The sequence below is a fragment of the Bacillus sonorensis NBRC 101234 = KCTC 13918 genome, from assembly GCF_001592005.1.
Classification (GTDB): domain Bacteria; phylum Bacillota; class Bacilli; order Bacillales; family Bacillaceae; genus Bacillus; species Bacillus sonorensis.
Map to the genome: position 1 here is coordinate 306,936 of NZ_BCVZ01000002.1, position 26,990 is coordinate 333,925.

Here is a 26,990-nt window from a genome sequence, read left to right on the forward strand (position 1 = left end):
ATTCCCGCTAATGCGGCAGGGTATTTTCAGCAAACAAAAAAGACCTCTGCCAACATTAGGCAAAGGTCTTGCTAGACATGGTTATCATTGATTAAAACATGCCAACAAAGCCGATGGATGGACATCCATGAACTGACGACTTTGTTTCCGGTTCATTCATTCAGACCGGACGCTACTCCCCTTTGGGAAAAAAGAAAAAATATTGAATTATAAGATAATACTAACCTCAGATGAATGAGCTGTCAATCCCTATTTTTATTTAAAAAAGAAGAAACTCTTTGCGATTTTACTTTGTTCCTCCTGTTTTTCAAAAAAAGATACAGGACAAACAGAATGACAATAGCGATTCCGAGCGGAAGAAGGTACCCGTCAAGGAGGCTGCCGACGGTTTTCCAGTTTTCACCGAGGTAAAAGCCTAAATAGACGTAAACAAACGTAATCGGTGTAATTGCAATAAATGTATATATGCAAAAAGCCCATACATTCATTTTGGCCAGCCCGCAAGGAATCGAAATAAGCGTCCTGACCCCTGGAATAAACCGGCCGCTGAATGCGACAAAGCCGCCGTGCTTCTCAAAAAAGCGGTCTGACTTCTCAAGCGCTTCAGGTTTGATGAAAAAATATTTACCATACCGTTCTAAAAACGGTCGCCCGCCGTATCTGCCGAGCCAGTAAAGAGTCAGCGGCCCGACAACACCGCCAAGCGAACCTGCCAGAACGACGCCCCAAAGGGACATGTCCCCTTGATAGACCCAGTATCCCGCAAGCGGAAGGACGATTTCAGCCGGCACAAACTCGATGCAAAGCGCCAAAAAAATGCCGAAATACGAAAGACTTTTAAATGCTTCTGCCATTGATAAAATCATTTCTTCGATATCGATCACAACCTTTAACGATTGGTATTTTTAAGTTCAAAAGAACGCACAAAATGATTTTAACACATTCCGGGGGATTTGAAGAGAAAAAACATAACTCCACAGGACAGCAGGAGATCATGGTTCATTGGCGAATATCATGAAATGTAGTATAATTCACAAATCATACCGCTACAAACAAAACGGCAGTCGCCTTTATCAGCAAATATAGATTTACATGTTACACCATTAGTAAAAAGGCGGAGAGAAAAGTGACAGAAGTATTTGGTGAATATCATGCGGGGCTGATTGTTTTGTCTTATATAACTGCCGTTTTGGCAGCTTATACCGCCCTTGATTTATCAGAACGCGTCGTACATACAAAAGGATGGAAAAACAAAGGCTGGCTCCTGGCGGGATCCCTTACGATGGGACTTGGCATCTGGTCCATGCATTTTATCGGCATGATGTCATTTCAAACTGAAGCTGACATGACATACGATCCGCGGCTGGTCATTTTGTCGATTTTTGTCGCTTTTATTAGTTCACTTCTTTCATTTTACGTGGCGAATGGAAAGAACCTGCCGAAATTGAGGCTTTGGGCCGCTTCTTTTGCAATGGGAAGCGCCATTGCATCAATGCACTTTATCGGGATGGAGTCGATGGACCATATAAAGATCGTCTATAATCCCGCTCTTTATGCGGCATCTTTCGCAATTGCCATTACGGCCTCTTTTGCAGCCTTGAAACTTTCATTTGTATTCGCCAAAAAAACAGGTTCCTTCCGGATGCTTTTCATTAAAATCGGAAGCGCGCTCTTCATGGGCGGCGCTATTTCAGGGATGCACTATACGGGAATGGCGGCAGCCTCCCTACATATGACTGAAGGACACCGCACCGATTATACGGGGATAGATGCCGTCCAGCTGGGCATCGGGGTTGTCATGATCACCCTGTTCCTCCAGGCTCTTTTGATTTTCGGCGCAATTACCGACAAGCGCCTCCTGTTCCAGGCAGAAAAAGTCAAAGATAATGAGGAACGGTTTCAGTCCTTGATTAACCATAATATTGATCCCATCTACGTTTTCTCGCTTGAAGGACGCATGCTGTCCGCCAATTCGGCCGGATACATGTTCCTGAAAATGATGGGCGTTGAATATGGCCTGTTTTCAGGTCTTTTTCGGCGGGAAGACCATGAAAAGCTTCTCGGCTGGTTTCATCAGGTGAAACATGAGCTTCAGGCGCTTAACCGCGACACGCAAATCACGCTTTTTGATAACCGGTTCGACTTGAATTTGACGATGATCCCAGTGTGTGTCAAAGGCCGGCTGGACAGTATATATGTCATCTGCAAGGATATGACGAAGCAGCGGGAAGCCGAACGGAAAATCCACAGAATGGCCCATTACGATGCTTTAACTGATCTGCCGAACAGACGGTACGCGGTCAGCCATTTGAAACATGTGCTTCATCAACAACAGAAAGCGACAGCCGTTTTATTTTTGGATTTGAACCGCTTTAAAGCTTTTAATGACGATCTTGGCCACAATATCGGCGACCTGCTGCTGATAGAGGCGGCAAAACGATTGGCGGAATGCGTACCTGAACAAGGATTTATTGCCCGGCTGGGCGGTGATGAATTTATTATCATCATCCCGGCGGACCCGGACAGACAGAACATTGACAGGCTGTCAGAACGGTTGATCCAGCAGTTTGAGTCGGCCTTTTATATTAAAAAACACAGGCTGAACACATCTGTCAGCATCGGTATCGCAATTTCTCCGACTGACGGGACTGACGGCGAAGAGCTGATAAAAAAAGCGGATATAGCCATGTACGCCGCAAAAAAACAAAATCAAAGCAAATATCAATATTTCTCACCTTCCATTGGAATGCAGTACGATCCGTCCTTAAAAAAAGAGGCCGAACTTCAGAAGGCGCAGACCGGCAGGCGGTTTATCCTCCGCTATGCGCCGCAATTCAGCTCATCATCCAAAAAAATGACGGGCGTTGAAGCGCTGGTCTGCCTAAAAGCGTCAGATGGGATGATTCACGGATTTTCCGAGGCCGCCGCTCTGATCGCAGACTTGGAAGAATGGATGATAGATGAAGTCTGCCGGCAGGCTAAAAAATGGCATGATAACGGAATTCCGCTGACCATTTCCGTTAACTTGTCTTCCCGGCACTTCGATTCTGAGCCGTTCATGTCGGCCTTTGAAAACAGCATAAAAAAGCTCCGGCTTCCATCCGGACTTCTCGAAGCGGAAGTTGCAGAGGCCGTCCTTATGAAGGCTTCGCCATACACAAAAAGAAGGCTTACATCATTACAAAAGCTTGGCGTCCCTATCTGCCTTGATCATTTTGGAAGCGGCGGCGGCTCATTGCACACCCTTTTTGATCTCCCCATCAGCAAAATTAAAATCGATAAATCCATCATTAAAGGGGTTCATTCAGGCTCAAAGTCTGAACAGATGGCCGGGGCGATTATTTCCTTCGCCCGTCATCTTTCGCTTGATATCGCCGCAGAGGGAGTTGAAACCGCGGAGCAGGCAGAGTTTTTAACAGCAAACGGCTGTGATGTTTTTCAGCGGAACGACAGCCGTCTCCTGTCCGCCGAGGAAGCGGAAAAGCTTATATATGACCAAAGCATGCATGCCGGCAGCATTCAGATGTAATTCTGACTGCTGCTTTTTTTGTCGATGCTCCTTACATCCATAAGTTACTATTCATGAAACAATCTGCACCGAGGAATCACTAAGGAAAAAAGGAGTTGGACAAATGCATACGATGTGGAAAGGCTCCATCAGCTTTGGTCTTGTCAACATTCCGATTAAACTGTTCGCAGCGACTGAAGATAAAGACATTAAATTGCGATCACTCCATAAAGAATGCCGCTCCCCCATCCAATATGAAAAAAAATGCACAAATTGCCATGAGGAGGTGGCTCCGGAGGATATCGTCAAAGGATACGAATATGTCAAAGGCAAATATGTCGTCCTAACAGATGAGGAGCTCAAGCAGCTGAAAGAAGAGCAGGAAGAGAAATCGGTTGAAATCGTTGACTTTGTCCAATTAAAGGAAATTGATCCGATCTATTTTAACCGTTCATATTTCGTCGGACCGGGAGACAATGGAACAAAGGCATACACCCTGCTGCGGGAAGCGCTGAGGCAGACGGAAAAAATCGGAATCGCCCACATCACCATCCGCTCAAAAAAGCAGCTTGCCATTCTTCGCGTATATGAAAATTGCATTTTAATGGAATCCATCCACTACCCTGATGAAGTGCGGAATGCCGCCCATGTCCCCGGTGTGCCTGAAGGAACGGAGGTCAATCAAAAAGAGCTGCAAACAGCCATTTCGCTTATCGATGAACTCACGACTTCTTTTGCGCCTGAACAATATGAAGATACTTACAGAATTGCTGTCATGGATAAAATAAAAGAAAAAATCGATCAAAATGAAGGTGTTGCGCCAAGTCCAACAGCCGGTCCGCGTGAAGATGTCATCGATCTCGTGAGCGCCCTTCAGGCAAGCATCGAGCGGACAAAAGCCCCGAAAAAACAAGAAGCCGAAAAAGCCATCAAACCGAAAGGAGCGGAGGATAAAAAACGGAAAACCTCGCGTAAAAAAGCCTCCGAAGCGAAGTAAAACATGGCCATCACAATGCAGCCCGTTCTCACGTCCGAGCCCCCCTTAGGCGAACATTGGCGGTACGAAGCCAAGTACGACGGCTATCGGGCCCTTCTGAGCGTCTCCAAGACCGGGGTCTCATTGATCAGCAGAAACAGCCAGCCTTTAGATAAGCTGTTTCCCGAGATTGTGATGGATGCCAAAACCAAGCTGACGACCCTCGAAGACCTTCTCCCCTTTACGGTCGACGGCGAAATCGTATCCTTGACAAACCGCTTTCGTTCAAGCTTTGAGTATGTACAAAAAAGAGGCATGATGAAAAGGAACGATCTCATCGGGAAAGCGGCCGAAACAAAACCGTGCCAATATCTCGCCTTTGATTTGCTGACATACAAAGGGGAAGCGGTGGCTTCATTACCTTATACAGAACGGAAACAGAAGCTTTTTGACTTGCTGAAACGACTCGGACTGCCCATGGCTCCCGAGCCCCGCTCAACTGAACGGATTCAGTATATCCCGGAGACTCAGGATTTTCATTCACTTTGGGACGCGGTCAAAAGGTTTGATGGCGAAGGAATTGTCGCGAAGAAAAAAGACAGCCGCTGGCTGGAAAATAAAAAAACGGCGGAATGGCTTAAGCTTAAAAACTATAAAAAAGCCGCCGTCTTTATGACGGGATACAATAAGGCAAACGGCTATATGACGATTTCCGTTTCCGACCGCGGACAAATCAGGGAAATGGGATCTGTTTCCCACGGGCTCGGAGAGCAGGAACGAAACGCCATTCTCGCCATCGTAAAAGAACATGGAAGAGAAACAAAGGCCGGAGAATATGCGATTGACCCTTCGATTTGTTTGACGGTGCATTATTTGACGATACATTTTGGCACACTGCGAGAAGTATCGTTTGTTTCATTTGAATTTGATATGTCATGGGAAGAATGCACATATACACGGCTTTTGCTTCACTCAAGACATGTTCATCCATCCTTGCAGCTGACAAGCCTTGACAAAGTGATTTTTCCGGAAAGTGAAAAATCGAAAGCCGACTATATCAGCTATCTTGCAGAGATCGGCGACTTTCTGCTCCCTTTTTTAGAAAACCGGGCCCTTACCGTCATCCGCTATCCCCACGGAGCCGGCGGGGAATCTTTTTTCCAAAAAAATAAGCCTGACTACGCCCCGGAGTTTGTGACATCCATCAAGGATGACGAACACGAGCACATCGTCTGCCACGATTACTCCGTTTTGTTCTGGCTTGCCAATCAGCTTGCACTGGAATTTCATATCCCTTTTCAAACGGCCGATACGGAAGATCCGACCGAAATCGTATTTGACCTTGATCCTCCATCACAATCGGAATTTCCGCTCGCCGTTCGCGCGGCGGAAGAGCTCCGCCGTTTATTCGACCAGCTCGGCCTCATTTCGTTTCCGAAGCTGTCGGGTAATAAAGGGATACAGATCTATATACCGATTTCAAAAAACGCATTTACTTATGAAGACACCCGCACCTTTACTAGCTTTGCCGCCACTTATTGCGTCTCGCTTTTTCCCGATCTGTTTACAACAGAACGGCTGATTAAAAACAGGAGCGGAAAGCTTTACATTGACTATGTCCAGCATGCGCCTGGAAAGACGATCATCTGCCCGTACTCCGCAAGAGGAAACGGGATCGGCACGGTTGCTGCTCCGCTTTTTTGGGAGGAGGTCGGTCAAAACCTGTCTCCCGCTGATTTTACAATGGAGGCTGTCATCAAACGGACAAAAGAATTGGGATGCCCTTTCGAAGGTTTTTTCAGACAGCCCCAGGATCAACAGATCAAAGCGATTCTCAATCACTTAAAAGACACGCAACGGGCGGGAAGCTGATGATTAACGGAACAAAAGATGCTGGCTGTGGATGCCGGCTTTTTTTAAAAGAGCCATCAGCTGTTCCTGCTCCTCTTTTGTCAGACCTGAAAAAGCCCGCGCGATTCTTAAAGAGTGAATCGGATAAATCTCATCAAGATAAGATTTGCCCTTTTCCGTCAAGCTCGCGTAAACAGACCGTTTATCCTTTGGATCCTGCTCTCGTTTGATGAAACCGTTTTTTTCTAATTTGTCGATCACATACGTCACGTTACCGCTTACAAGGAGCAGCCTTGAGCCGATTTGCTGCAGCTTTTGGGCTCCCCTTGTATACAAAAGCTCCAATACAGCAAATTCCGTAGGGTTAAAGCCATGTTCCTTACTGTCCCGTATACTATGTTCTGAAACGCTTTTAAAAGCCCTGGCGAAAACCTTGTACAGTGACATAGCACGGTGAACTTCTTCCTCATTAAACGAAAGTCTCATATCATCTACCTCTTATACAATTTTCTTAAAACGAATACAGAAAAATGTAAACCCTTACAAAGCAAGAAAAAAAAGGGCGATATTTTTCCTATATTCGATATGTATATATTTTCGTTATTCGAAAGAAAACTCCTTCTTATTTTTTGAACAGATTAAAAAGAAGCCCCTTTTTTTCAAAATATCTTATTTTGAGAAGGGGCTTTGTTTTTGCGGAAAAAATAAAAATATTCGTTTCTGAGCTCTGTGATCGTCATCCTCTGCAAATTGTCCCGATTATATACTCCGATTGACATCAGTTTTTCAGAATAATGCTTTCTTTCTTTTTCCAATGCGTTTTTCAACAGTTTGCTCATGGGGTCTCCTTTCATTTTCGTGGTATTGTATAAGGCAAGAATACCTCTTGTTTGTTAATGGTTTATGAAGATCATGTTAAAGTTGTCCGCCTCCTTTTTTCAAATCAAGAGGATTTTTGGTACAGGCCGTTCTGCACCGCCCTGAGAAGCGGAAATGCATCTTTTCCGGCGAGCTTCATTAATGTCTCGAACAGCTCATCCCTTTTGTTGTCCAATGCAACGATTTCTTTAGCGAGTAAGATGGCTTGATGTTCTTTCACGAATATATTCCCCCCTAATCAGCACTATAGCTAAAGCATACAGGGGTGATATTCCCGCTGCATCCTTTCTGTAAACTTTTCTTCCGTGGTTTTTTAAAAATTTCTTAATCTATGTTAGATTTTCTGACAAATGTCAGTTTTTTTATCGCATTTTCTTATATAATACAAAAAAAGTCATCTTAGGGGTGGGAAAATGACAGTCGAAGATCTTTCTTATAAGGATAAAAAAGTGATTTCCATTGGAATCGTCAGCGAGCTGACGGGTTTATCGGTAAGGCAAATCCGCTACTATGAAGAAAGGAAATTGATCTACCCGCAGCGTTCATCAAGGGGAACGAGAAAGTATTCTTTCACGGATGTGGAGCGGCTGATGGATATCGCGAACAAACGCGAGGACGGCGTTCAGACAGCGGAAATCCTCAAGGATATGCGCAAAAAAGAGCAAAGCCTAAAAAACGACCAGCAGCTCCGAAAAAAAATGCTCGAAGGGCAGCTTAACGCCCATTTTAAATACAGAAACCGGTAAAAAAACGAATCGTTCACCATCGAACGATTCGCCCCGCTGTCAGTCACGGCTTGTCCGCTATTTGTCCGATATAATCAATCATGACACCCTTGTCTGGATCATTGCGGATTCTAAACGCGATTTTTCCGGGCTCTCCGCTGCCCTCTATCTTATATGAAGCGTGAAACACATGGATGCTTGCTTCAGCGATTCGAAAATCATCCATCTTAAGCCCGGAAATCCCCCATTTCTTTTTTGCTTTAAGCACCTGCTCAGGCGAAGGAGTCGCCCCTTCCACGTAAAGCTGTTTCATTTTATGCAGATCATCTTCTATAATGGCCTCAAGCATATCTTCCGCGGCGGCAAGCCGACGGTCTTTCCCTTCATCATCACTGTCCTGACAGCCGGCAATGACGCCGAAAACCAGGCACAATATCACCGCAGCTATTCTTGGCATATCCCAAACCCCCTTCTCTCGCTAAAATATATAAAATGACGGGGGCGCCTGGCAAGCAAAAAACCCTCCATAAATGGAGGGCTCTGTTTATAATGCATGAATAAAAGCAGTTGCAATACCAAAATAAATTAAAAGAGATAAAATGTCATTCAGCGTTGTAATCAGCGGCCCTGAAGCGATCGCAGGGTCGACATTGCATTTGTGGAGAATAATCGGGACGATCGTTCCGGCCATCGTTCCGATAATAAGCGTGGCAAAAAGCGAAGTTCCCACCACAAATCCGAGCAGCAAATTTCCCTGCCAGACAATCGCGATTCCCGTAATGACGACGGCGCACACGACACCGATGATGATCCCGGCTCTCAATTCGCGAAAAATCAAGCGAAAAATCGTTTTTTTGTTGAGTTCTTCTTTAGAAAGACCTCTGATGACAACGGCCAATGACTGCGTCCCCGTATTTCCGGTCATCCCGGCAATCATCGGCATGAAAAAGGCCAATGCGACAACCCGCTGAAGCGTATCCTCAAAATAACTCATGATGCTGCCGGAAATCAAGCCGATAAACAAAAGCAGAATCAGCCAAGGGAGCCGGCGGTAAGCGGCCACATACGATTTCGTATCAAACGTGATCGCTTTACCCGATGCGGCGAATTTTTCATAGTCTTCATTCGCCTCCTGGATGACGATATCGATAATATCATCGACCGTCACGATCCCGACGAGCTCCTGGTTCTTTTCAACAACCGGAATCGCAAGGAAATCGTAGCGTTCAATGAGCCTTGCAACCTCTTCCTGATCTTGAAGGGCTTCAGCCGAGATCACCCTTGTAAACATTAAATCCTGAACCTTTTCATCAGGTTCGGCTAAAATCAGATCTCTGTATGATAAAACACCGACAAGCTGTTTGGCTTCATTGATGACATACAAATAGTTGATGGATTCGGCGATTTCCGCAAAGCTTTTCAGCTTGATCACGGCTTCTTTCACCGTATAATGCTGCGGAATCCACACATAGCGGTTTGTCATGATCCTTCCCGCTGTTTCCGGCGGGTAGTTCATCAGCACCCTGACCGCTTCTGATTCCTCCGCTTCCATGCTTGAAAGTAGCTGATCCTTTAAGGCGGGCTCCATTTCTTCAAGAAGGGCGGCGAGATCGTCATTGTCCATTTTGTTCATGACATGGGCCGCTTTTTCTTTCCCGACTTTATTCAGTACGGTAAGCTGTTCTTCTTTTTCAAGCTCGCCCATGAGATCGGTAATGTCTTCAACTGTTAAAAAAGACAAATACCGGCCGCGGTGCTTTTCAGGCATTTCTTTAAATAAGATAGCCATATCATAAGGCTGCAATTCTTCTAAAACGGTTTGAAACTCTTTTCGTTTCCCGTCTCTAAGCAAAATAATAATTCGTAAAATCAGTTCATCATATGTCATGTTTTGTACCATGGCAATCTGTACCTCCTTTTTTAGGAGACCCTTACATCACCATAGCAGAAGGTGCGGGGGATAAGGATCTCCTCGTGATGAATCAGTGTTTTGTGCTTAATAAATGTTTTCGTATGCTGATACCGCCTCGAATGGGGAGAATCCATACTCACACCTCCTGGTTTTCGTGTTTTGGAAATACGGCTCATTACTTTTTTCAAAAAATAAAAAAACACCTATTTCAAAAAATGAAGGTGTTAAAAGCCATACAGAATAAAACCCTAACGCCTTCAATCGTAGAGCTTTAGCACTGTATGGCATAGGCATCATGCCAGCTGCGTTAAAAATCACCTTATGTCGATGATTCTTGTTGACCCATTGGCGTCTTTGGACATTTTTGGGCAGCAGCGTATCTCCATACAGGAGCCTCACCTAACGAAGAGCTGTATTTACCGGACACAATGAGATTACAGAAAAAAAGGGTGACTGTCAATAACAAAAACGGTTTTATCCCTTTTCTAAATGCGTTTGTTCTCTTTTTCGCCAAAAATAAACCTGCTCTTTCGCCAAGTGCACCATCTAAGCCCCATTTATTCTTCATTTTCATCCGAAATATTTTCTTGTGATAGGAAATGGTAGTTTTCGTGAAGCAGCAGCGCATATTCTCCGTCAAACTTCGGATGGGGAACATATTCCGCCTGATTGACGGACAGCTCGTCCTTATCGCGGAATTCTTTTTCTTTCATATATACATCATCTCCTTTTTCACATAGAATGCCCCTTTTGCCGGCGCAATATGAAACGCGTCATGTCATCTAGTTATTCTCTCTCCTGTTAGATCGAGCACTTAGGTCTTATGGCTTACAATCTCAACATTATCCCTGATGATTCGACTTTCCTCCCCTATTATCTATATTTTTAGATTTTTCATAAAATTCATACAAATGAACCTTTTTTTAACAAAATAAATGTTTTACAATAGTATCACGCACCTTGTAACCCATCTAAAGCAGCACAAAACAGGGAGGGCTTTTATATGCAAATGCGATTAATTCCTTATGTGACGGACGAAAAGATTATGGACGTTAATGAACTGCCGGAAGGAATCGATGCGATTAAGGCGCCGGAGCTGTGGTCACAAGGTTTTAAAGGAAAAGATGTCACCGTCGCGATTCTTGATACAGGCTGTGATGTCAACCATCCCGATTTAGCGGACAGAATCATCGGAGGCAAAAACTTCACAGATGATGACAATGGAAAAGAAGATCAATTCAATGATTATAATGGACATGGCACCCATGTAGCGGGAACGATTGCCGCCAATGATCAAAACGGCGGGGTTTCCGGCGTTGCACCCGAGGCAAACCTTTTAATCGTCAAGGTTCTCGGCGGCGAAGACGGAAGCGGCCAATACGAATGGATCATCAACGGCATGAATTACGCAGTGGAACAAAAAGCCGATATCATTTCGATGTCGCTCGGCGGCCCTGCCGATGTTCCGGAATTAAAAGAAGCGGTAGAAAATGCCGTCAAAAGCGGTGTTCTCGTTGTCTGCGCCGCCGGAAACGAAGGCGACGGAAACGACCGTACAGAGGAATACTCATATCCCGCCGCCTATAATGAAGTGATCGCAGTCGGATCTGTATCACTGACGCGGGAATCGTCGGAATTTTCGAACGCCAATAAAGAAATTGATTTGGTTGCACCAGGCGAAGAAATCCTGTCAACATTGCCGGACAGGCAATACGGGAAGCTGAGCGGAACATCGATGGCCACTCCGCACGTGAGCGGCGCGCTCGCCCTGATCAAATCCTTCGAAGAAGACGCATTTAAACGGAAGTTGACTGAGCCTGAGCTATATGCCCAATTAATCCGCAGAACCCTTCCTCTTGATTACTCAAAAGCGCTGATCGGAAACGGCTTTTTATATTTAACCGCGCCTGAGGTATTAGCCGAAAAGGCCGGCGAAAAGAAACTTCTTTCCCTTTAAACAGCAGGGGCTGCCGACAATGCCGGCAGCCTTTTTTATTCCCCGAAAACTTTTATGGAATCTTTTTAATTATAAGAATACAAAAATTATTTTGACTAAAAGGTCATGACGGTATATAATCTACTAAACAATTTCATCGCCGGGAGCATGGTAATCTAGCGCAATGCTAGATTTTAAAAGGGAAGATTGGTGAAAATCCAACGCGGTCCCGCCACTGTAAATGAGGAGGTTATTTCAGATTAAACCCACTGTTTCGATACGGGAAGGGTGAAATAACCGTTGATTCACAAGCCAGGAGACCTGCCTGTTCTGACGCACCATTTACCTACGGTCGATAGGAGGTGTTCGAGTTGACGTAACAAAAGCTACGTTTATTTCTCGTTCGCAAATATGCTGTTTTCAGGCATTCACCTTCAGGCTACCCGGAAAGTGAGTGTCTTTTTTTATTGAAAATTAAAAGGAGGAGATCGAATGACAACTGTGAAAACAAGCAGCTTGGGATTTCCAAGAATCGGCTTGAACAGGGAATGGAAAAAATCGCTTGAGGCTTATTGGAAAGGAAAGACGGACCGAGAGACATTCCTGAACGAAATGGACGAACAATTTATTGCGGCGCTCAAAACACAGCTTGATCAGCAAATCGATATCATACCGGTTTCCGACTTTACATTTTATGACCATGTTCTTGACACGGCGGTGATGTTCAACTGGATCCCCGAAAGGTTCAAGCATGTAAACGATCCTTTAGATACTTATTTTGCAATGGCGAGAGGCACAAAGGAAGCGGTATCGTGCGAAATGACAAAATGGTTCAACACAAACTACCACTACATCGTTCCTGAATATGAAAAAGACGCACAATTCCGTCTCACCAAAAATCAGCCGCTCGAAGACTACCGACGGGCAAAAGAAGCATTGGGGATCGAAACAAAGCCCGTCATTCTCGGCCTTTACACCTTTGTGGCGCTGGCAAAGGGCTATGAAAAACAGGATATTCAAGATATTTATCAACGCATGATCCCTCTTTACATCCAGGTTCTGAAAGAGCTTGAACAAGAAGGCGTGAAGTGGGTGCAAATTGACGAACCAGCACTTGTCACGGCTTCTCCTGATGAAGTGGCTGCAGCAAAAGAAATCTATCAGACGATCAGAGCCGAAGTCGCCGGGCCGAATGTCCTTCTGCAAACTTATTTTGATTCAGTTGATGGATACAAGGAGCTGATCTCCTTTCCGGTCGAAGGAATCGGGCTTGATTTCGTCCATGACAAAGGAAAGAATCTCGAACAGCTGAAAGCCCATGGCTTCCCTCAAGATAAAGTGCTTGCCGCAGGAATTCTGGACGGACGAAACATCTGGAGAGCCAATCTTGAAGAACGCCTCGACTGGATAACGGAGCTGATCGGCGGTCTCGGGGCAACAGAAGTGTGGATCCAGCCTTCGAACAGCCTGCTTCATGTTCCTGTCGCCAAACACCCTGATGAACAGCTTGCCGATGATTTGCTGAACGGATTATCTTTCGCAAAGGAAAAGCTGTTGGAGCTCAATCTGCTGAAACAGGGCTTAGTTTCCGGAAAAGCGGCCGTCCGTGCTGAAATTAATGAAGCCGCTGGACATCTGCAGGCACTCAAGCAATTCGGAACCGCCGCGGACACGGCTTTCGCCGAAGAAAGAAACAGCCTGACCCGGGACGACTTTTCACGTCCGACGCCATTTGAAGAACGTCTCCGCATCCAAAATGAATCCCTCGGTCTGCCGGTTCTGCCGACTACGACGATCGGAAGCTTCCCGCAAACCGCTGAAGTGCGCAGCGCACGGCAAAAATGGCGGAAAAAAGAATGGTCAGATGAGCAATACGAGTCATTTATCAAAGCCGAGACAAAAAAATGGATCGATATTCAGGAAGAGATCGGTCTTGACGTACTTGTCCACGGAGAATTCGAACGGACGGACATGGTCGAATATTTCGGCGAAAAACTGGGCGGATTCGCTTTTACCAAATACGCCTGGGTACAGTCATACGGCTCCCGCTGTGTCAGGCCGCCGGTAATCTACGGGGATGTCGAATTTAAAGAGCCGATGACGGTAAAAGAAACAGTTTACGCCCAATCTCTGACCTCCAAACAAGTAAAAGGAATGCTGACCGGGCCTGTCACGATTTTAAACTGGTCGTTCGCCCGCAATGATCTTCCGAGAAAAGAAATCGCTTTTCAAATCGCACATGCCCTTAGAAAAGAGGTAGAGGCGCTTGAAAAAGCCGGTATTCAAATCATACAAGTTGACGAACCTGCTTTAAGGGAAGGCCTTCCGCTGAAGGAACGCGACTGGGATGAGTATCTCTCATGGGCCGCCGAAGCTTTCAGACTGTCCACTTCATCTGTGAAGGATACGACGCAAATCCATACACATATGTGCTACAGCAATTTTGAAGATATCGTCGACACGATTGAAGACCTTGACGCAGATGTGATTACGATCGAACACAGCAGAAGCCACGGCGGATTCCTCGATTACCTTGAGAAGCACCCTTATTTAAAAGGGCTCGGCCTTGGGGTTTACGACATTCACAGCCCGCGCGTCCCTCCTGCCGAAGAAATGCTTTCGATTATCCGGGATGCGCTTAAGGTCTGTCCTGCCGACCGTTTTTGGGTCAATCCCGACTGCGGCTTGAAAACCAGACAGCCTGAAGAAACGATCGCCGCTTTGAAAAATATGGTTGAAGCCGCAAAACAAGCAAGAGATCAGCTGGCCCAAACCGTTTAAGTTACGAAAAAATTCAAAAAGAACCATCCGAAACAGCGGGTGGTTCTTTCTGTTGGGCGCCGCTCATTATAGTTCTAAAGAATTATTCAACGAGCTCTAATTGATGATGCCTCATTATGACTTTTGATTCATTCGTACGATTTCTTTCCAGATTCTTTTCTTTTAACATATTCGTAGTAGATGATGGAAGGGAAGGAAAATATGTAGTGATTGACGATGGAAAAGCCCCAGAAAAAGGATTAAAACGAAAAAATTATGATGACGACATTCACTCTCTCAAGCTTTATGTCAAAGAATTGAATTCAGTCATAACAGAGCTGAGGCATGAAAGTTCATGCATTTTAAAAGCTCATCAAATGTATATCAACGGATGGCGGGGACAGGCACGGGAAATGTATGATGCCCTTTTGGACGATCTTGACCGCGTGGAATTCCGCGTGTATAACAGGCTGAGAACCATTAAACAGCGCGTTGCCGAGGAGATTGAAAGGCTTGAGCTGGAAGCCAGGGAGCTTTAAATGAGTATTCGTCTGAATGTAAATGATCTACACGCACTCGCCCGCCAATTTCGGTATTCACACGAGCAAATCAGCGATTTGATGCGTCTTTTGAATCGTCATTTGCAAGTGTTGCTTTCAAGTGTGACGACAGCAAAAACAAGCGATATTGATCAAGCTCAAACCGAAATGGAACATGAACTCAAAGGATACTTGCATACACTCGATGATCTGGAGCATTTGCTTTCACACACTGAAGTACAAATGATGAAAACAGATCAAATGCTGGCGGAGATGCTCTATCAATGCGGCGGATACTTAGCCGACTATCCGCCCATTATGAGCTTTTTGGCCTCAAAATGCCCGACCGTCGGATTCACGCTGACGGCATCGCTATTATCTGAACCGCTCGCATTGCTGAAACAATTGCGAGAAAACGGCCTGTCAGGCCTGTTCTTGAGAGGCCGCGTCCTCTATTTTCAGCTAGATGAGCAAGGCAGGAACCAGCTTTGGGCTGTACGCAGACTGTTAAGCAGCAGCATCACGGACAATATGTGCCTTCTCGCATACAACCAAACTGTAGGAGGCTCTCTTTCACGTACAGTCTTGGCTTTTGCAAGCATCAAAACGAAAGCAGCCGCTTCTGATGTGAAACGGTTCCCAATATCTCGCCGCCATGGCGGACATCTTCAGCGTGAAGACACAACAAAGCCGTAGCGCTTCATGAACCGCCTTTTGAAAAAAGAAGCCTTTTATCGGAATAAGGCTTCTTTTTCGGTGGTCAATATGTATTGGCCTACCATGTCACATCCGCTTGTTTTATTCGGTGATCACCGTCTCCTTCTTTTAAAATGGTCATGTCTCCTTTTTCAGAAATGGTGACAACTGCAAGCGCCGTATCATGGACATAGCTGGAATTCCATATTTCATTGATCGGCCGGTTCTTGACAATATTCAGGAGCATCAGGATAAAAACGGAATGCGTGACAAGCAGCACGCTCCCTTCCTGGTGGTTGTGAACAATGTGGCCAAGCGCCTGTCTGACTCGGACTTCAAATTCGGCAAAGCTCTCCCCTCCATCGGAAATATACTGCTCAGGCGCTTTGAAATAGGCTTCAAACCTGCCCCGATCGTGTTGTTGAATGTCGTCATATGTTTTTCCTTCCCATGAACCGAGGGAAATCTCGCGAAACAAATCGTCTTTGATAAAAGGAATGGAACGGTTTTGGAGCATCGCCCGTGCAGAGTCAACGGCGCGCCCGCTTGTACTGACATACGCCGCCTGAAATTGAATACCTTTCAGCTTTTTACCGAGCGCCTCCGCATTCGCCAAACCTAAAGGTGTTAAGTCTGAATTCTCCCAGCCTTGCATTCTCTTATCAATATTCCATTCGGTTTGTCCGTGTCTGGCAATATATAAGGTAAGCAAACAATCCTCTCCTATCCTTTCTTCTTATGTTTATTTTATGTGAGAAACAGTCTAAATTAAAACATTTGAATATTCTGAACCATTTTCTTTTTTTTACGTCTGTAAGCTATAATAAAACATGAGGACAACCAAGGAGGATACAGACATGAACCATGAAGCATTTTTGCAGCGGGCGATTGATCTTGCCGTCGAAAGCGTCAAAGACGGGACAGGCGGACCTTTCGGCTGCGTCATTGTCAAGGATGGCAAAATCATTGCCGAAGGAAAAAACAATGTCACAACAAGCAATGATCCGACAGCGCATGCCGAAGTAACGGCCATCAGGCTTGCCTGTGAAGCGCTCGGCGATTATCAGCTTAGTGACTGCATTCTTTATACAAGCTGTGAGCCTTGTCCGATGTGTTTAGGCGCGATTTACTGGGCGAGGCCGAAGGAAGTGTATTTCGCGGCAAAGCATTCTGATGCCGCATCAGCCGGTTTCGACGATTCATTTATTTATGAGGAATTCACACGAGATCAAAGCGAACGAAACATTCCGTTTTACAACATAGAGCTGCGGGACAAGCTTGAGCCATTCCTGACATGGGAGCATACGGACGATAAAACAGAATATTAAATAAAGGAGCTTTCCTTCATCGGAAAGCTCCTTTTCAATGGCTGCGGTTCATTTTTTATACCAATCAAGATGCTGATCTTCCGCCTCAAAATCCAGACTTTCTGCTTTTCCATCCTTCTGGATCTCGAGCCTTACGGTTTTCCCTTTCAGCTTTTGCGGACTCTCTGCTACGTCCCTTTCAAAGTCCGCTGTTTTTTGAAACGTTTGATTCCCGGATGCCACTTTGACTGTGACGTTCCGGCCGGTTTCATTGACAAGCGTTCCGATCACTTTTTGGCCGCCGTCGCTTTCCTGCTCATATACGCCGTTTTCATCAGCTTTCGCCTGAGGCGTCAGTTCAAGCTCTTCCGCTTCCTGGCTTTTTCCATCCACCTCTACCTTCACAAGCTTTCCCATGAGATCATCGTAGTCTTCTTTGTTCTTAAAATGTCTGCTTTTCGGAATAATCAGCTCCCGGTCCTTTACTTTGATCGTCAGCTGATCATCCTCGGCTTGAATATACTGGCCGATCAGATCAAAATCATCTTCTGAATTCCTGCCTTTATCATAAGAATATTTTTTCAAATCAAGTTTTTTATGAGCGTGCTGATCTGCCGGCTTTTGCTGCTCGCTTTCTTGTGCGCCGCCGCAGCCTGTGAACATGGTAAACACAAGCAGTACAGTCAGCATCAGTGTCATTTTCATATATTTCATATGCTGCCCCTTTCGAATGTTTTAAAAAGAAAGCAAACAACCTTATGTTTGCTTTCCCGTCTCAGAAGGTTATTTGACTTGCAGGTCGACATTGATATTTCCCCTCGTCGCTTTGGAATACGGGCAAAAATCATGTGCGGCCTTGACGAGCTCTTCCGCCTTTTCTTTTTCCAGCCCATTCGCTGAAACAACGAGCTGAACGCCAAGCTTAAACCCGCCGTCACTCTCATCTTTCATTAAACTGACCCGGCCTTCCACCTCAGAATCAATCTCAATGCCTTGTTCCTTTGCGACATGTTCCAAAGCTCCCCCAAAGCATGCCGCATACCCGGCGGCAAACAGCTGTTCAGGATTGGTTCCTGCCTCGCCATCTTTTTTTTGATTCGGCATCACAATGCTGTGATCCAAAACACCGTCGTCAGATTTCACATGTCCAGCTCTTCCGCCTTTAGCTGTTACGCTTGCTGTAAATAATGTCGTCATCTTATATTCCTCCTTGCGATTATTCCTTATTCTTTATATTTCACAAAACGGACTTTTTAAACATATAGACCGCGAATTGAACAATATTCTCTGTCTGTGAAAGAATAGGAAAAGGAGAAAAAATCGTATACAATAAAAAAAGAACAAATAAGAGTTGGTGAACAGATGGTAAATGATTTTGAACATATGAAGCTTGACAGACAGCTTTGTTTTCTGCTTTACGCCAGTTCGCGGGAGATGACAAAGCTGTACAAGCCTCTGCTCGATGAACTCGGCATTACGTATCCGCAATACTTGGCGCTTCTCTTATTATGGGAGCATGAAAGCTTGAGCGTGAAAAAAATGGGGGAGCTTCTTTATTTGGATTCCGGGACTTTGACCCCGATGCTGAAAAGAATGGAACAGCGCGGCTTGATCACGAGACAACGGTCCCCTGAGGATGAGCGTTCCGTTATCGTCAAGCTGACGGCGGAGGGTGCCTCTCTGAAAGAAAAAGCAAGATGCATCCCAACTGACATGCTGGCACAGACAAACCTGCCTGCTGATAAGCTGATGCATTTAAAGGAGGCGCTCCGTACTCTTCTTGATTCCTTGACAAAGGAAAACGGTAAAGCGTAAGTCAAATGCCTGTTATAAAGCCGAATAGGCGCCTTCAATGGAAGGCGCCCTTTTTTTATGACATGACCTCAAGTATGACATCGACATTTCCCGAAATTGCTTTTGAATACGGGCAGACACCGTGTGCTTGATGAACGAGTTTCTCGAGTTCCGCTTTTTCAATACCTGTTCCTTTCACTTGGAGTGTAATGCCAAGCTTAAATCCGCCGTCCGCTTCATCCTTGAGAAGGCTGACATGGGCCGTCACCTCAGTGTCAATATGCAGGCGCGCTTTTTTGGCGGTCAGCTGGAGCGCGCTGTCAAAGCAAGCTGCATATCCCGCGGCAAACAGCTGTTCAGGATTGGTGGCGTCTCCTTTCTCCTTTGCTTTCGGCGTTCCCGGCATGGCAAGCTCCAATGCCAGTGCGCCGTCAGGGGAGGCTACTTGTCCATCCCTGCCCCCTTTGGCAGTAGCTTTGGATGTAAATAATAATTTTTTCATGATTGATCTCCTTTATTTTTAATTGTGCACAATTAGATTTTACAAAATATAAATTAGAGATGCAATAAAAAAACATTCCGCCTTCAGATTCAGGCGGAATGTCAGTTTGTCATATCCGAATTTGTCCGTTTCCTTTAATGATATATTTAGAGGACGTCAGTGCTTGAAGACCCATCGGACCTCTGGCATGGAGCTTCTGTGTGCTGATGCCGATTTCTGCGCCGTATCCAAACTCAAATCCGTCGGTAAACCGGGTTGAAGCATTATGATAGACCGCTGCTGCATCAACAGACGTTAGAAAATAGCGGGCATTTTGATCATCTTCGGTAATAATCGCTTCTGAATGCCGCGTTCCGTACCGGTGAATATGCCGAATCGCTTCATTCACATCACGGACGGTTTTGACGCTGACGATCGGCGCCAAAAACTCCGTCTCCCAATCGAGCGCTTCAGCGGGAACAGCGGAAGGAAGCAGCTCGCAAACCGCCTGGTCTCCCCTAATCTCCACACCTTCTTTTTCCAGCCTTTGCAGCAGCTCTTGGACTGAACGCTTCGCCCAGTTTTCATGGATCAGCACCGTTTCGATCGCATTGCAGACGGACGGCCTTTGTGTTTTGGCGTTGATTACAACTTGCTGCGCCATATCGCTCTGCGCTGATTCGTCAATAAAGATATGGCAGTTTCCCGCACCTGTCTCAAGCACAGGAACGGTTGATTCCCGTACAACCATGTCGATGAGATTTTTGCCGCCCCGTGGAATCAGGACATCCAGGCCATCATTTAACGTAAACAGCTGTTTGGCGGTTTCTTTGCTCGTATCTTCGATCAGCTGAACGGCGTCCTTTGGAAGCTTTGATGTTTCAAGAGCTTCCTGTATCACGCTGACAAGCGCTTTATTGCTGTTGATCGCAGATGAACTGCCGCGGAGTATACAAGCGTTTCCCGTTTTTAAACAAAGCGTGGCGGCGTCGACCGTCACATTCGGGCGCGCTTCATAGATCATACCGACAACGCCCAGCGGAACCCGGACCTTCTCAATAAGCAGTCCGTTTTCTTTTTGGATGGTTTCAAGGCTTTCCCCCACTGGATCATCAAGCTTAGTAAGGAGAATGACGGCATCCGCGATATCGCTCAGCCGTTTCGGATTTAAGGAAAGCCGGTCTAACAGCGCTGGCGAAAACCCTTTTTCCTTGCCGGCGGCAATGTCTTTTTCGTTTGCCTCTAAAATGACGTCCTGTTTGGCCCGAAGCGCTGCAGCAATTAACGTGAGCGCTTCGTTTTTATATTCTGTCGTCTGATGCACCAGCTCGTCTTTCGCTTTTTTTGCTCTTTTCGCTTTTTCAATCACTTCGCTCATGTTGATCAGCCCCCTATTCTTTTATGCTTATCCAATCATTTCGATGGATGACTTCTATTCCCTTTTCATGCGGAAATTCCCCGCTTCTCTTTCCTTTCACTTCGAGAAGCTCTTCCGCTGAATACAGCGTTTGCCCTTTGCCTGCCAATCCGTTCGGCCCGTAGACCTCGACGACCGCTCCTTTGGCAAAATCACCAGACACATCGGTCACACCCGCCGGGAGCAGACTGCTTCCATTTTCGGTCAGCGCCAGCTCAGCACCTTCATCAATGATAATTTTCCCCGATACGGGTGAATGAAAGGCGATCCACTGTTTGTGATTGTTCACCGATGACAAATCTGACTGACCGATGTAAGTGCCGTCCCCTCTGCCTTTTAAAATCCGACTTAATTTTTCTTCTCCTGCTCCTGTGCCGATAAATACATTGACACCGAGAGAAAGAGCGGTTTTTGCAGCCAAAAGCTTTGACTTCATGCCTCCCGTTCCGACTTTCGAGCCGATGGAGGAGGCATAGCTTAATAGATCATCAGTGATTTCAGGGATATAATCAAAACGCCGGGCCTCCGGGTTTTCCGCCGGATTTGAATCATAAAGGCCGTTGATATCCGTTAAGATGATCAATTTGTCGGCATGAATCAAGCCGCTGACAAGCGCAGAAAGCATATCATTGTCGCCGAATGTCAGCTCTTCTACAGACACTGAATCGTTTTCATTAATGATCGGAACAAGCCCTCTCTCGATCAGCTCCATGATGGTCGCATATGCATTGCGATACCGTTCTCTTTTGGCAAAATCATTTCTCGTCAATAAGATTTGTGCCGGCATCAGGCCGTGTTCTGCAAAGTGCTGAGTATATTGCCGCATTAAAAGGCTTTGTCCGACAGCGGCGGCGGCCTGCTTTCCTTTTAACGTAACAGGCCTTGCCGGATATCCCAGCTGAAAAAAGCCGGCGGCGACAGCACCTGAAGAAATAAAAATCACATCATGGCCTTCTTTTTTCAGAGCGGCGATCGCACGGACATGATCACTGACTTTTGCCTCGTCAATACCGCCCTTTGAATCCGTTAAAGAACTGCTTCCGATTTTAATGACTATCCGTTGTTTTTTCACGTTTCTTCCCTCCGAAATGATCAGGCGGAAGCCAATAAAAAAAGCCCTTTTCGCCAAAACAAAAAGGACGAAAAGGGCTTTCCGCGGTACCACCTTCATTGAATGCGCAGGACGCGCATTCCGCTTTCCCCTGTAACGCAGGGCAGCGCCTGGGTTTTCCCTCCAGGACTCCGAGGCAGGTTCGGCAGGTTTCATGTGGTGAAATGTTTCAGCATGTCATTTCACTCTCTTTCACAGAAAGAACTGCGTACTGGTCCTCTTCAACGCTCGCTGATTTTTTATCATTATGCCGAGGAAAACGGCTTCTGTCAAGATGTAATCCATCCGTTTTTTAGTTGAAAACGATCGTTTTGTTGCCGTGGACGATAATCCGGTCTTCCAAATGCCATTTGACCGCCCTTGCGAGGACACTCCGCTCAATCGTCCGGCCGATGTTTTTCAGGGCCTCAACATTATCCCTGTGATCGACGCGTTCAATATCCTGTTCAATAATCGGACCTTCATCCAATTCATTTGTGACATAATGGGAGGTCGCCCCGATTAATTTAACGCCCCGTTCATATGCGCGTTTATACGGGTTGGCGCCGACAAAAGCGGGCAGGAATGAATGATGGATATTGATGATTTTGTGCGGATGCGCTGAGACGAATTCAGGCGTCAGGATCTGCATGTAGCGGGCAAGGACGATGACGTCTGCGCGATACTCTTCAAGCCATTTGAGCTGCTGCGCTTCGACTTCTTTGCGAATGTCTTTGTTGGCTTTCAAATATAGAAACGGGATGTTGAGCGATTCAACGATTTCCCTTCCATCCTCATGGTTGCTGATGACCGCGGCAATCTCAGCCATCAAATTGCCGCTCTGCCATTCCCATAAGAGCTCATGCAAACAGTGAAGCTCTTTTGAAACAAATATGACGACCCGCTTTAATTCGCTGGCAAGGGTGATGCTCCAAGTCATTTGGAAAGACTCCGCCACAGAAGTGAACGTTTCTTTCATCTTGGCGATTTTTTCACGGATTCCCGGGGCTTCAAATTCGATTCTCAGAAAGAAGCGGCCGCCTTCGGGATCTGTCGTATATTGGCTGGATTCAATAATATTCGCGCCGTTTTCAAATAAAAACGCAGAAACCGCCGCGACGATACCCGGCTGATCCGGACAGCTGACAAGCAGGCGCGCTTTTTCATTATTGATCTCTTGATAATGATTTAATTGCTGTTTCATATATGATTCCATTGTTTGAAAACCCTCTTTTTCTTAAACTATCTTTTCATTATACTGGAGTTTTTTGAAAAATCAATTTATGAAAACCCTATTTTAATGAAACGGATTTTTTCTTCAGCTGATCAGCTTCAACCCGACAGCCGACGCCAAAATAAGCGCAATAAAAAACATTCGCTTGGCATCCTTCGGTTCATCGTAAAACAGGATGCCGACGAGCGCTCCGCCTGCAGCCCCGATGCCGGTCCAAATCGCGTATGCCGTTCCCATCGGCAAAGTGTTCATCGCCAGAGAAAGCAGGATAAACGAAGCGGCAAAACCGATGATCAAAAGAAAAATCCATTTCAGGCGCTTGTCTTTGTGAAATTGGTTCATCATCGTCACGCCGAGCATTTCCAGCAAGCCGGCGGCGATTAAATAGATCCATTCCATTATGATGCTTCCTCCTTCTCCTCATGTGTGACAAGTTTCAAACCGATTACACCGCACAGCAAAACGCCTATCAGCAAGAGCTTGATGAGGTTGGCTGGTTCGTTGAACAGAATGATCTCGCACAGCACCGTGCCCGCTGTGCCCAGTCCTGTAAACACGGCGTATACGGTGCCGACCGGCAGGTTCTTCCCGGCCTTGACCAATAGGTAAAAACTGGCGGCGACGGCGAATGCGGTGCCGATCCATTCGATAGCTGTTCCCGCGTGTTTCAGCCCGGCCACCCAAAGAATTTCAAACAAGGCTGCCAAGACAACGTTTCCCCATCTCATATCGTTCCCTCCATTCAATATTTCTGCAAAAAGAAAAAACCCGGGTTATCGGTGAATACGATACTCCCGGGCTTTTATCCCTCCGTGTGCATATGAAGCTTCATATGTGTTTTCTCTCGGACCAGGCCACATACAGATGCGCGGAACCCTAGAAAACTTTAACGCTGTATTCTTCAGTTATGAAATAGACTATCAGGCTTTTCCGGCAAAATCAACCTTTGCGCTTCTGGAATTCTTTGATCAACGCCTGAATATGCGCCTGATGATAGCGGTTATGGTCTGACATATGCCAAATGCCCCAGCGGATAGTGGCAAAGCCGCCTTCATACGGGACCGTCTTCAGCAAATCTTCTTCTGTCAGCTGTTCTGCAGTTTTCTTCAATACTTCCAAGACTTCATCATATTGCTGTAATAAAACCGACAACGGCACACCCTTCACTTCAGGCAAGTGTCCGTTTTCATCTGTCATCGGGCCGAACGCCTCTTCCACTTCACTCGGGAGCTCCTCTTGTCTGATTCTGTACACCCAGCGAATATCGACATTGATCAAATGATAAATCAGCTGGGCGATGCTGTTTTTATTGCCGTGTTCCCCCTTATCATCCAGCAGCTCCTGGCTGCTGCCGGAAACGATCGACTTCAGCCGGCCGATATTTTCGTTGACGGCAGAAAAAAGAACCCCGACGGCCGGCGCCATCTTCTCATCCGTGGATAAATCTCTAATAAGAGCCATCCCCTCACTCCTCTATTTCCACTTTTCCATGCGGACGGGCTTGTTCGATTCGAACCGACCGGGCCACCTGGCAAAATCGTAGCACCCGCAGCTTTGGATTGCAATGCAAAAAAGCGGACATTCATCATGTCCGCTCCTTTGGATTATTGCAATTTCCCCGCGCCGGCCTGTTCTTCGACAATTTTAGGCACATCTTTGGCGGCGTCGATTTTTTCGTACAGCTCAGGCGTCCAGCCCGTCGATTTTTTGATTGACGCATTGTACGCTTTGTTATACGTGCTGACAACATCGATTTTTTGGTCATTCAGCAATGTATCTTCTTCATGTAATGCGTCGCCTTTGAAGGCTTTCATCATCTTCTCGGGCTTTGTTCCTTCAGGCAGACTAAAGTAGTTGTCCTCAGCGTAAATTTTTGAAGAATATCCTACACCCCATGAATAATCATAGTTGTTTTCCGTGTTTTTAAAATAGTTGTTGTACAGGTGCACTTTGCCGTAACGCACGCGCGGTGCCCGCTCTTTAATATTTTCGTACATGTTATGGTGGAATGTCACTCTCAAATGGCCGTTGTCGGCGGAATATTTGTCGCTTGATCCGACAATGGTATTTTTATCGTGGCCTGAGAAAACATTATAGGACACAGTGACAAAATCGGATTGTTTTTTGATGTCAAGCAGTCCGTCATGATGCTGAAATACGCGTCCGAAATAGGTGTCATCAAAGTTGTCAGGCTTGCTTCCGTCGTTGAAAGAGCAATGGTCAACCCAAACATGTTCAGAAGACTCTAACAACAGGTTGTCAAATTCAGAGTTCCAGTTTCCTTCGCTTCCGTCTGTCGGGTCCCAGGCCGGGAAGTAGTCATAAGCATTTTCAAATTCGATATTGCGGATGATGACATTTTTCGCTTGTTTGATATAAAAACCTCCGCCGAGGATTTTCGCGTCGTCCCCCAGACCGATGATCGTCGTATTTGATCCGACATTGAGGATCACCCGCTCTTTTTGATTTTTTTCAGAGCGCGCTCTTGCGTCTTCCAGTTTTCCGGACGGCTCCTTTTTCCCCCATTTATCGGGACTGTAAGCTGCCAAATACTTCTCCAGGCTGTATTCGGGATCTTTATAATCATCAAAGCCCAAAGGCTTGTTCTCATCATCAACATTAAGATCAATCGTTCCCTTAATATAAATGATTTTCGGCGTATCATTTAAACCGTTTGCGCTGTTTTTGCCTCCCAATGCTTCAACAAGCTGCTGCCGGTTTTGCACCGTATAGACATGGTCGGAAGAAGCGTCAGCCCCTCCGGTTGTTCCTTCGCCATAGGCGCCCCAGCCATCCTTTGATCCGAGCACTTCACGCCCATGGTCTTCCGCTTGCACCGGCAGGGAAGAACCCGCCATCATAGCAAGCGCCAAAAGTAAACCAATACCTTTCTTCACTACAAACACACCTTCTATCTAATTTTTTCACAAAAACTAATATATTCTATTAAAATATAAAAAACAACAGATAATTCCTCCTATGTTTTCGTTTCTCAGTTTATTCTTTTTATGACAATTTCCCCGGTTCATGCGATATAATTCTTCTTAGAAACGTTGATATAAAGCGGTTAAAATGGAAAGTGACTGAATCGCAAAAAAGTTTTTTCAGAATAATTAAAATAAAAAAATCGCCTATTCGGCGAAAGTTTTATTTGTCATCCCCTGGTTTATATAAATACGGATCATGTGTTTGCGGTTGCTGTTGGACATCTTTATCGATCATGATGGCATGATTTTCATGCAATGTACCGAGCGTAATCGAAGACAGCTCTGCCTTCTCTATCCCTTTTTCCTCCAATTTTTCGTACAGCCACTCTTTCGTTTTCTGCAAATATTTTAAATTGTGCTCAATAATCTCCCCATCGAGAATCAGCGGAATCGGCACAAAATTCCGTGCCGTCTGAAGGTTCAAATCTTTCGGCTGCACAGGCCTTGCCTCTGATTTTGGAATCACGCTGACTTGGCCGGATTCTTCAATCAGCGCCAAATCGACATCGTGAGGATCGGCATATCCTTTTTCACGAAGCTTTCCGAGCAGTTCATTGATTGTAAGCCGCTCTTTTTTCAGGCCCTTTTCATCAATATGTCCGTTTCGGATCAGCACCGTTGGACTGACAACAAGAAAGCGCCTCCAAACATTATGCAAAGACAATTTTTCAATACACAAATAAAAGATGAGAAAACTGAGGGCATAGTAAATCGCCATTCCAATGCTGGAAGTGAGAATCGGCTCGCTGATAATCGTTCCGATCGCAAATGTCAATAAGAGGTCGAAATTCGTCATTTGAGAAACGGCTTTTTTCCCGGCAATCCGAAAAAGAATGTAAGCGATAGTGAATACCAGAGCCGGCTTGAAGAAAAAAATCCATAGCTGTTCGAACGTCAT

General features: G+C 45.8%; 29 protein-coding genes, 3 riboswitches and 1 other annotated feature. Of the genes, 10 read left to right on the forward strand and 19 right to left on the reverse strand.

Going from position 1 to position 26,990, the window contains the following annotated elements; all coding sequences use genetic code 11:
• Window positions 1–242 precede the first annotated feature (242 nt).
• Complete coding sequence (locus tag BTR1S_RS04220) at window positions 243–866, reverse strand: DedA family protein (protein ID WP_006638475.1); 624 nt, start codon at window positions 864–866, stop codon at window positions 243–245.
• Window positions 867–1,126: 260 nt separating this feature from the next.
• On the opposite strand from BTR1S_RS04220, the gene BTR1S_RS04225 reads away from it, so the two are divergent.
• The 3 genes from BTR1S_RS04225 (at window position 1,127) to BTR1S_RS04235 (ending at window position 6,356) form a co-directional block, all read left to right on the forward strand.
• Complete coding sequence (locus tag BTR1S_RS04225) at window positions 1,127–3,529, forward strand: EAL domain-containing protein (protein ID WP_029418595.1); 2,403 nt, start codon at window positions 1,127–1,129, stop codon at window positions 3,527–3,529.
• A 103-nt stretch (window positions 3,530–3,632) separates the two neighbouring features.
• Window positions 3,633–4,505, forward strand: coding sequence for a non-homologous end joining protein Ku (gene ku / locus BTR1S_RS04230; RefSeq protein ID WP_006638478.1), 873 nt, complete (start codon window positions 3,633–3,635; stop codon window positions 4,503–4,505).
• 3 nt (window positions 4,506–4,508) lie between these two features.
• Window positions 4,509–6,356, forward strand: coding sequence for a DNA ligase D (locus BTR1S_RS04235; RefSeq protein WP_006638479.1), 1,848 nt, complete (start codon window positions 4,509–4,511; stop codon window positions 6,354–6,356).
• A gap of 3 nt (window positions 6,357–6,359) precedes the next feature.
• Here BTR1S_RS04235 and BTR1S_RS04240 read toward each other — a convergent pair whose 3' ends face one another.
• The 3 genes from BTR1S_RS04240 to ykzB form a co-directional block, all read right to left on the reverse strand.
• On the reverse strand, window positions 6,360–6,821 hold the full coding sequence (locus BTR1S_RS04240) for a MarR family winged helix-turn-helix transcriptional regulator (RefSeq protein ID WP_006638480.1): 462 nt from the start codon (window positions 6,819–6,821) through the stop codon (window positions 6,360–6,362).
• Window positions 6,822–6,994: 173 nt separating this feature from the next.
• Window positions 6,995–7,174, reverse strand: coding sequence for a Fur-regulated basic protein FbpA (locus BTR1S_RS04245; protein ID WP_006638481.1), 180 nt, complete (start codon window positions 7,172–7,174; stop codon window positions 6,995–6,997).
• A gap of 104 nt (window positions 7,175–7,278) precedes the next feature.
• Complete coding sequence (ykzB, locus tag BTR1S_RS22710; protein ID WP_006638482.1) at window positions 7,279–7,434, reverse strand: protein YkzB; 156 nt, start codon at window positions 7,432–7,434, stop codon at window positions 7,279–7,281.
• 193 nt (window positions 7,435–7,627) lie between these two features.
• Here ykzB and BTR1S_RS04250 point away from each other — a divergent pair, with 193 nt between their 5' ends.
• On the forward strand, window positions 7,628–7,960 hold the full coding sequence (locus BTR1S_RS04250) for a MerR family transcriptional regulator (RefSeq protein WP_006638483.1): 333 nt from the start codon (window positions 7,628–7,630) through the stop codon (window positions 7,958–7,960).
• Window positions 7,961–8,003: 43 nt separating this feature from the next.
• On the opposite strand, the gene BTR1S_RS04255 is transcribed toward BTR1S_RS04250, so the two are convergent.
• The 3 genes from BTR1S_RS04255 to BTR1S_RS22395 form a co-directional block, all read right to left on the reverse strand.
• A complete protein-coding gene (locus BTR1S_RS04255) occupies window positions 8,004–8,396 on the reverse strand; it encodes a hypothetical protein (protein ID WP_029418596.1) in 393 nt (130 codons plus the stop codon).
• Between the two features lie 87 nt (window positions 8,397–8,483).
• Entirely contained in the window at window positions 8,484–9,839 is a 1,356-nt protein-coding gene (mgtE, locus tag BTR1S_RS04260) for a magnesium transporter (protein WP_006638485.1), read from the reverse strand.
• Between the two features lie 261 nt (window positions 9,840–10,100).
• Window positions 10,101–10,265: riboswitch (M-box (ykoK) riboswitch) on the reverse strand.
• A gap of 143 nt (window positions 10,266–10,408) precedes the next feature.
• Entirely contained in the window at window positions 10,409–10,594 is a 186-nt protein-coding gene (locus BTR1S_RS22395; protein ID WP_224254526.1) for a transcriptional regulator SplA domain-containing protein, read from the reverse strand.
• A 260-nt stretch (window positions 10,595–10,854) separates the two neighbouring features.
• Between BTR1S_RS22395 and isp the strand changes: the two genes are divergently transcribed.
• The 4 genes from isp to BTR1S_RS04285 all read left to right on the forward strand — a co-directional run bounded on the left by isp (window position 10,855) and on the right by BTR1S_RS04285 (window position 15,782).
• Window positions 10,855–11,808: a serine protease Isp gene (isp, locus tag BTR1S_RS04270; protein ID WP_006638488.1), complete on the forward strand. Its 954-nt coding sequence runs from the start codon at window positions 10,855–10,857 to the stop codon at window positions 11,806–11,808.
• 129 nt (window positions 11,809–11,937) lie between these two features.
• Window positions 11,938–12,130: riboswitch (cobalamin riboswitch) on the forward strand.
• Between the two features lie 149 nt (window positions 12,131–12,279).
• A complete protein-coding gene (metE, locus tag BTR1S_RS04275) occupies window positions 12,280–14,568 on the forward strand; it encodes a 5-methyltetrahydropteroyltriglutamate--homocysteine S-methyltransferase (RefSeq protein WP_029418597.1) in 2,289 nt (762 codons plus the stop codon).
• Between the two features lie 206 nt (window positions 14,569–14,774).
• Window positions 14,775–15,086, forward strand: coding sequence for a hypothetical protein (locus BTR1S_RS04280; protein WP_006638490.1), 312 nt, complete (start codon window positions 14,775–14,777; stop codon window positions 15,084–15,086).
• On the forward strand, window positions 15,087–15,782 hold the full coding sequence (locus BTR1S_RS04285) for a WXG100 family type VII secretion target (protein WP_029418598.1): 696 nt from the start codon (window positions 15,087–15,089) through the stop codon (window positions 15,780–15,782).
• A gap of 79 nt (window positions 15,783–15,861) precedes the next feature.
• On the opposite strand, the gene BTR1S_RS04290 is transcribed toward BTR1S_RS04285, so the two are convergent.
• A complete protein-coding gene (locus BTR1S_RS04290; protein ID WP_006638492.1) occupies window positions 15,862–16,494 on the reverse strand; it encodes a histidine phosphatase family protein in 633 nt (210 codons plus the stop codon).
• A 145-nt stretch (window positions 16,495–16,639) separates the two neighbouring features.
• Between BTR1S_RS04290 and guaD the strand changes: the two genes are divergently transcribed.
• Window positions 16,640–17,110, forward strand: coding sequence for a guanine deaminase (guaD, locus tag BTR1S_RS04295; RefSeq protein WP_006638493.1), 471 nt, complete (start codon window positions 16,640–16,642; stop codon window positions 17,108–17,110).
• Between the two features lie 48 nt (window positions 17,111–17,158).
• On the opposite strand, the gene BTR1S_RS04300 is transcribed toward guaD, so the two are convergent.
• Both BTR1S_RS04300 and ohrB read right to left on the reverse strand, forming a co-directional pair.
• Window positions 17,159–17,803, reverse strand: a complete 645-nt coding sequence (locus tag BTR1S_RS04300; protein ID WP_029418599.1) for a hypothetical protein — start codon at window positions 17,801–17,803, stop codon at window positions 17,159–17,161.
• Window positions 17,804–17,872: 69 nt separating this feature from the next.
• Entirely contained in the window at window positions 17,873–18,286 is a 414-nt protein-coding gene (gene ohrB / locus BTR1S_RS04305) for an organic hydroperoxide resistance protein OhrB (RefSeq protein WP_006638495.1), read from the reverse strand.
• 165 nt (window positions 18,287–18,451) lie between these two features.
• Here ohrB and BTR1S_RS04310 point away from each other — a divergent pair, with 165 nt between their 5' ends.
• Window positions 18,452–18,904 carry a MarR family winged helix-turn-helix transcriptional regulator gene (locus BTR1S_RS04310; RefSeq protein WP_006638496.1) on the forward strand — a complete coding sequence of 151 codons (453 nt, stop codon included), beginning with the start codon at window positions 18,452–18,454 and terminating at the stop codon, window positions 18,902–18,904.
• Window positions 18,905–18,959: 55 nt separating this feature from the next.
• On the opposite strand, the gene BTR1S_RS04315 is transcribed toward BTR1S_RS04310, so the two are convergent.
• The 9 genes from BTR1S_RS04315 to BTR1S_RS04355 all read right to left on the reverse strand — a co-directional run bounded on the left by BTR1S_RS04315 (window position 18,960) and on the right by BTR1S_RS04355 (window position 26,990).
• Window positions 18,960–19,385: an organic hydroperoxide resistance protein gene (locus BTR1S_RS04315; RefSeq protein ID WP_029418600.1), complete on the reverse strand. Its 426-nt coding sequence runs from the start codon at window positions 19,383–19,385 to the stop codon at window positions 18,960–18,962.
• A 109-nt stretch (window positions 19,386–19,494) separates the two neighbouring features.
• Entirely contained in the window at window positions 19,495–20,742 is a 1,248-nt protein-coding gene (locus BTR1S_RS04320) for a glutamate-5-semialdehyde dehydrogenase (RefSeq protein WP_006638498.1), read from the reverse strand.
• 13 nt (window positions 20,743–20,755) lie between these two features.
• On the reverse strand, window positions 20,756–21,853 hold the full coding sequence (proB, locus tag BTR1S_RS04325) for a glutamate 5-kinase (protein ID WP_029418601.1): 1,098 nt from the start codon (window positions 21,851–21,853) through the stop codon (window positions 20,756–20,758).
• Window positions 21,854–21,913: 60 nt separating this feature from the next.
• Window positions 21,914–22,126, reverse strand: a binding site (T-box leader).
• Window positions 22,127–22,184: 58 nt separating this feature from the next.
• Window positions 22,185–23,087 (reverse strand): formyltetrahydrofolate deformylase, encoded by a 903-nt coding sequence (gene purU / locus BTR1S_RS04330; protein ID WP_029418602.1) that lies wholly within the window; start codon window positions 23,085–23,087, stop codon window positions 22,185–22,187.
• A 102-nt stretch (window positions 23,088–23,189) separates the two neighbouring features.
• Window positions 23,190–23,504: a DMT family transporter gene (locus BTR1S_RS04335; RefSeq protein ID WP_006638501.1), complete on the reverse strand. Its 315-nt coding sequence runs from the start codon at window positions 23,502–23,504 to the stop codon at window positions 23,190–23,192.
• Window positions 23,504–23,833 (reverse strand): DMT family transporter, encoded by a 330-nt coding sequence (locus tag BTR1S_RS04340; RefSeq protein ID WP_029418603.1) that lies wholly within the window; start codon window positions 23,831–23,833, stop codon window positions 23,504–23,506. The genes BTR1S_RS04335 and BTR1S_RS04340 overlap by 1 nt, the downstream gene beginning before the upstream one ends.
• A gap of 61 nt (window positions 23,834–23,894) precedes the next feature.
• Window positions 23,895–23,996: riboswitch (guanidine-I (ykkC/yxkD leader) on the reverse strand.
• A gap of 48 nt (window positions 23,997–24,044) precedes the next feature.
• Entirely contained in the window at window positions 24,045–24,566 is a 522-nt protein-coding gene (locus tag BTR1S_RS04345) for a DinB family protein (RefSeq protein WP_034325799.1), read from the reverse strand.
• A 143-nt stretch (window positions 24,567–24,709) separates the two neighbouring features.
• The gene (locus BTR1S_RS04350) at window positions 24,710–26,002 is read right to left on the reverse strand and encodes a pectate lyase family protein (protein WP_006638504.1); all 1,293 of its coding nucleotides are present in this window, start codon (window positions 26,000–26,002) and stop codon (window positions 24,710–24,712) included.
• A 250-nt stretch (window positions 26,003–26,252) separates the two neighbouring features.
• Complete coding sequence (locus BTR1S_RS04355) at window positions 26,253–26,990, reverse strand: DUF421 domain-containing protein (protein WP_029418605.1); 738 nt, start codon at window positions 26,988–26,990, stop codon at window positions 26,253–26,255.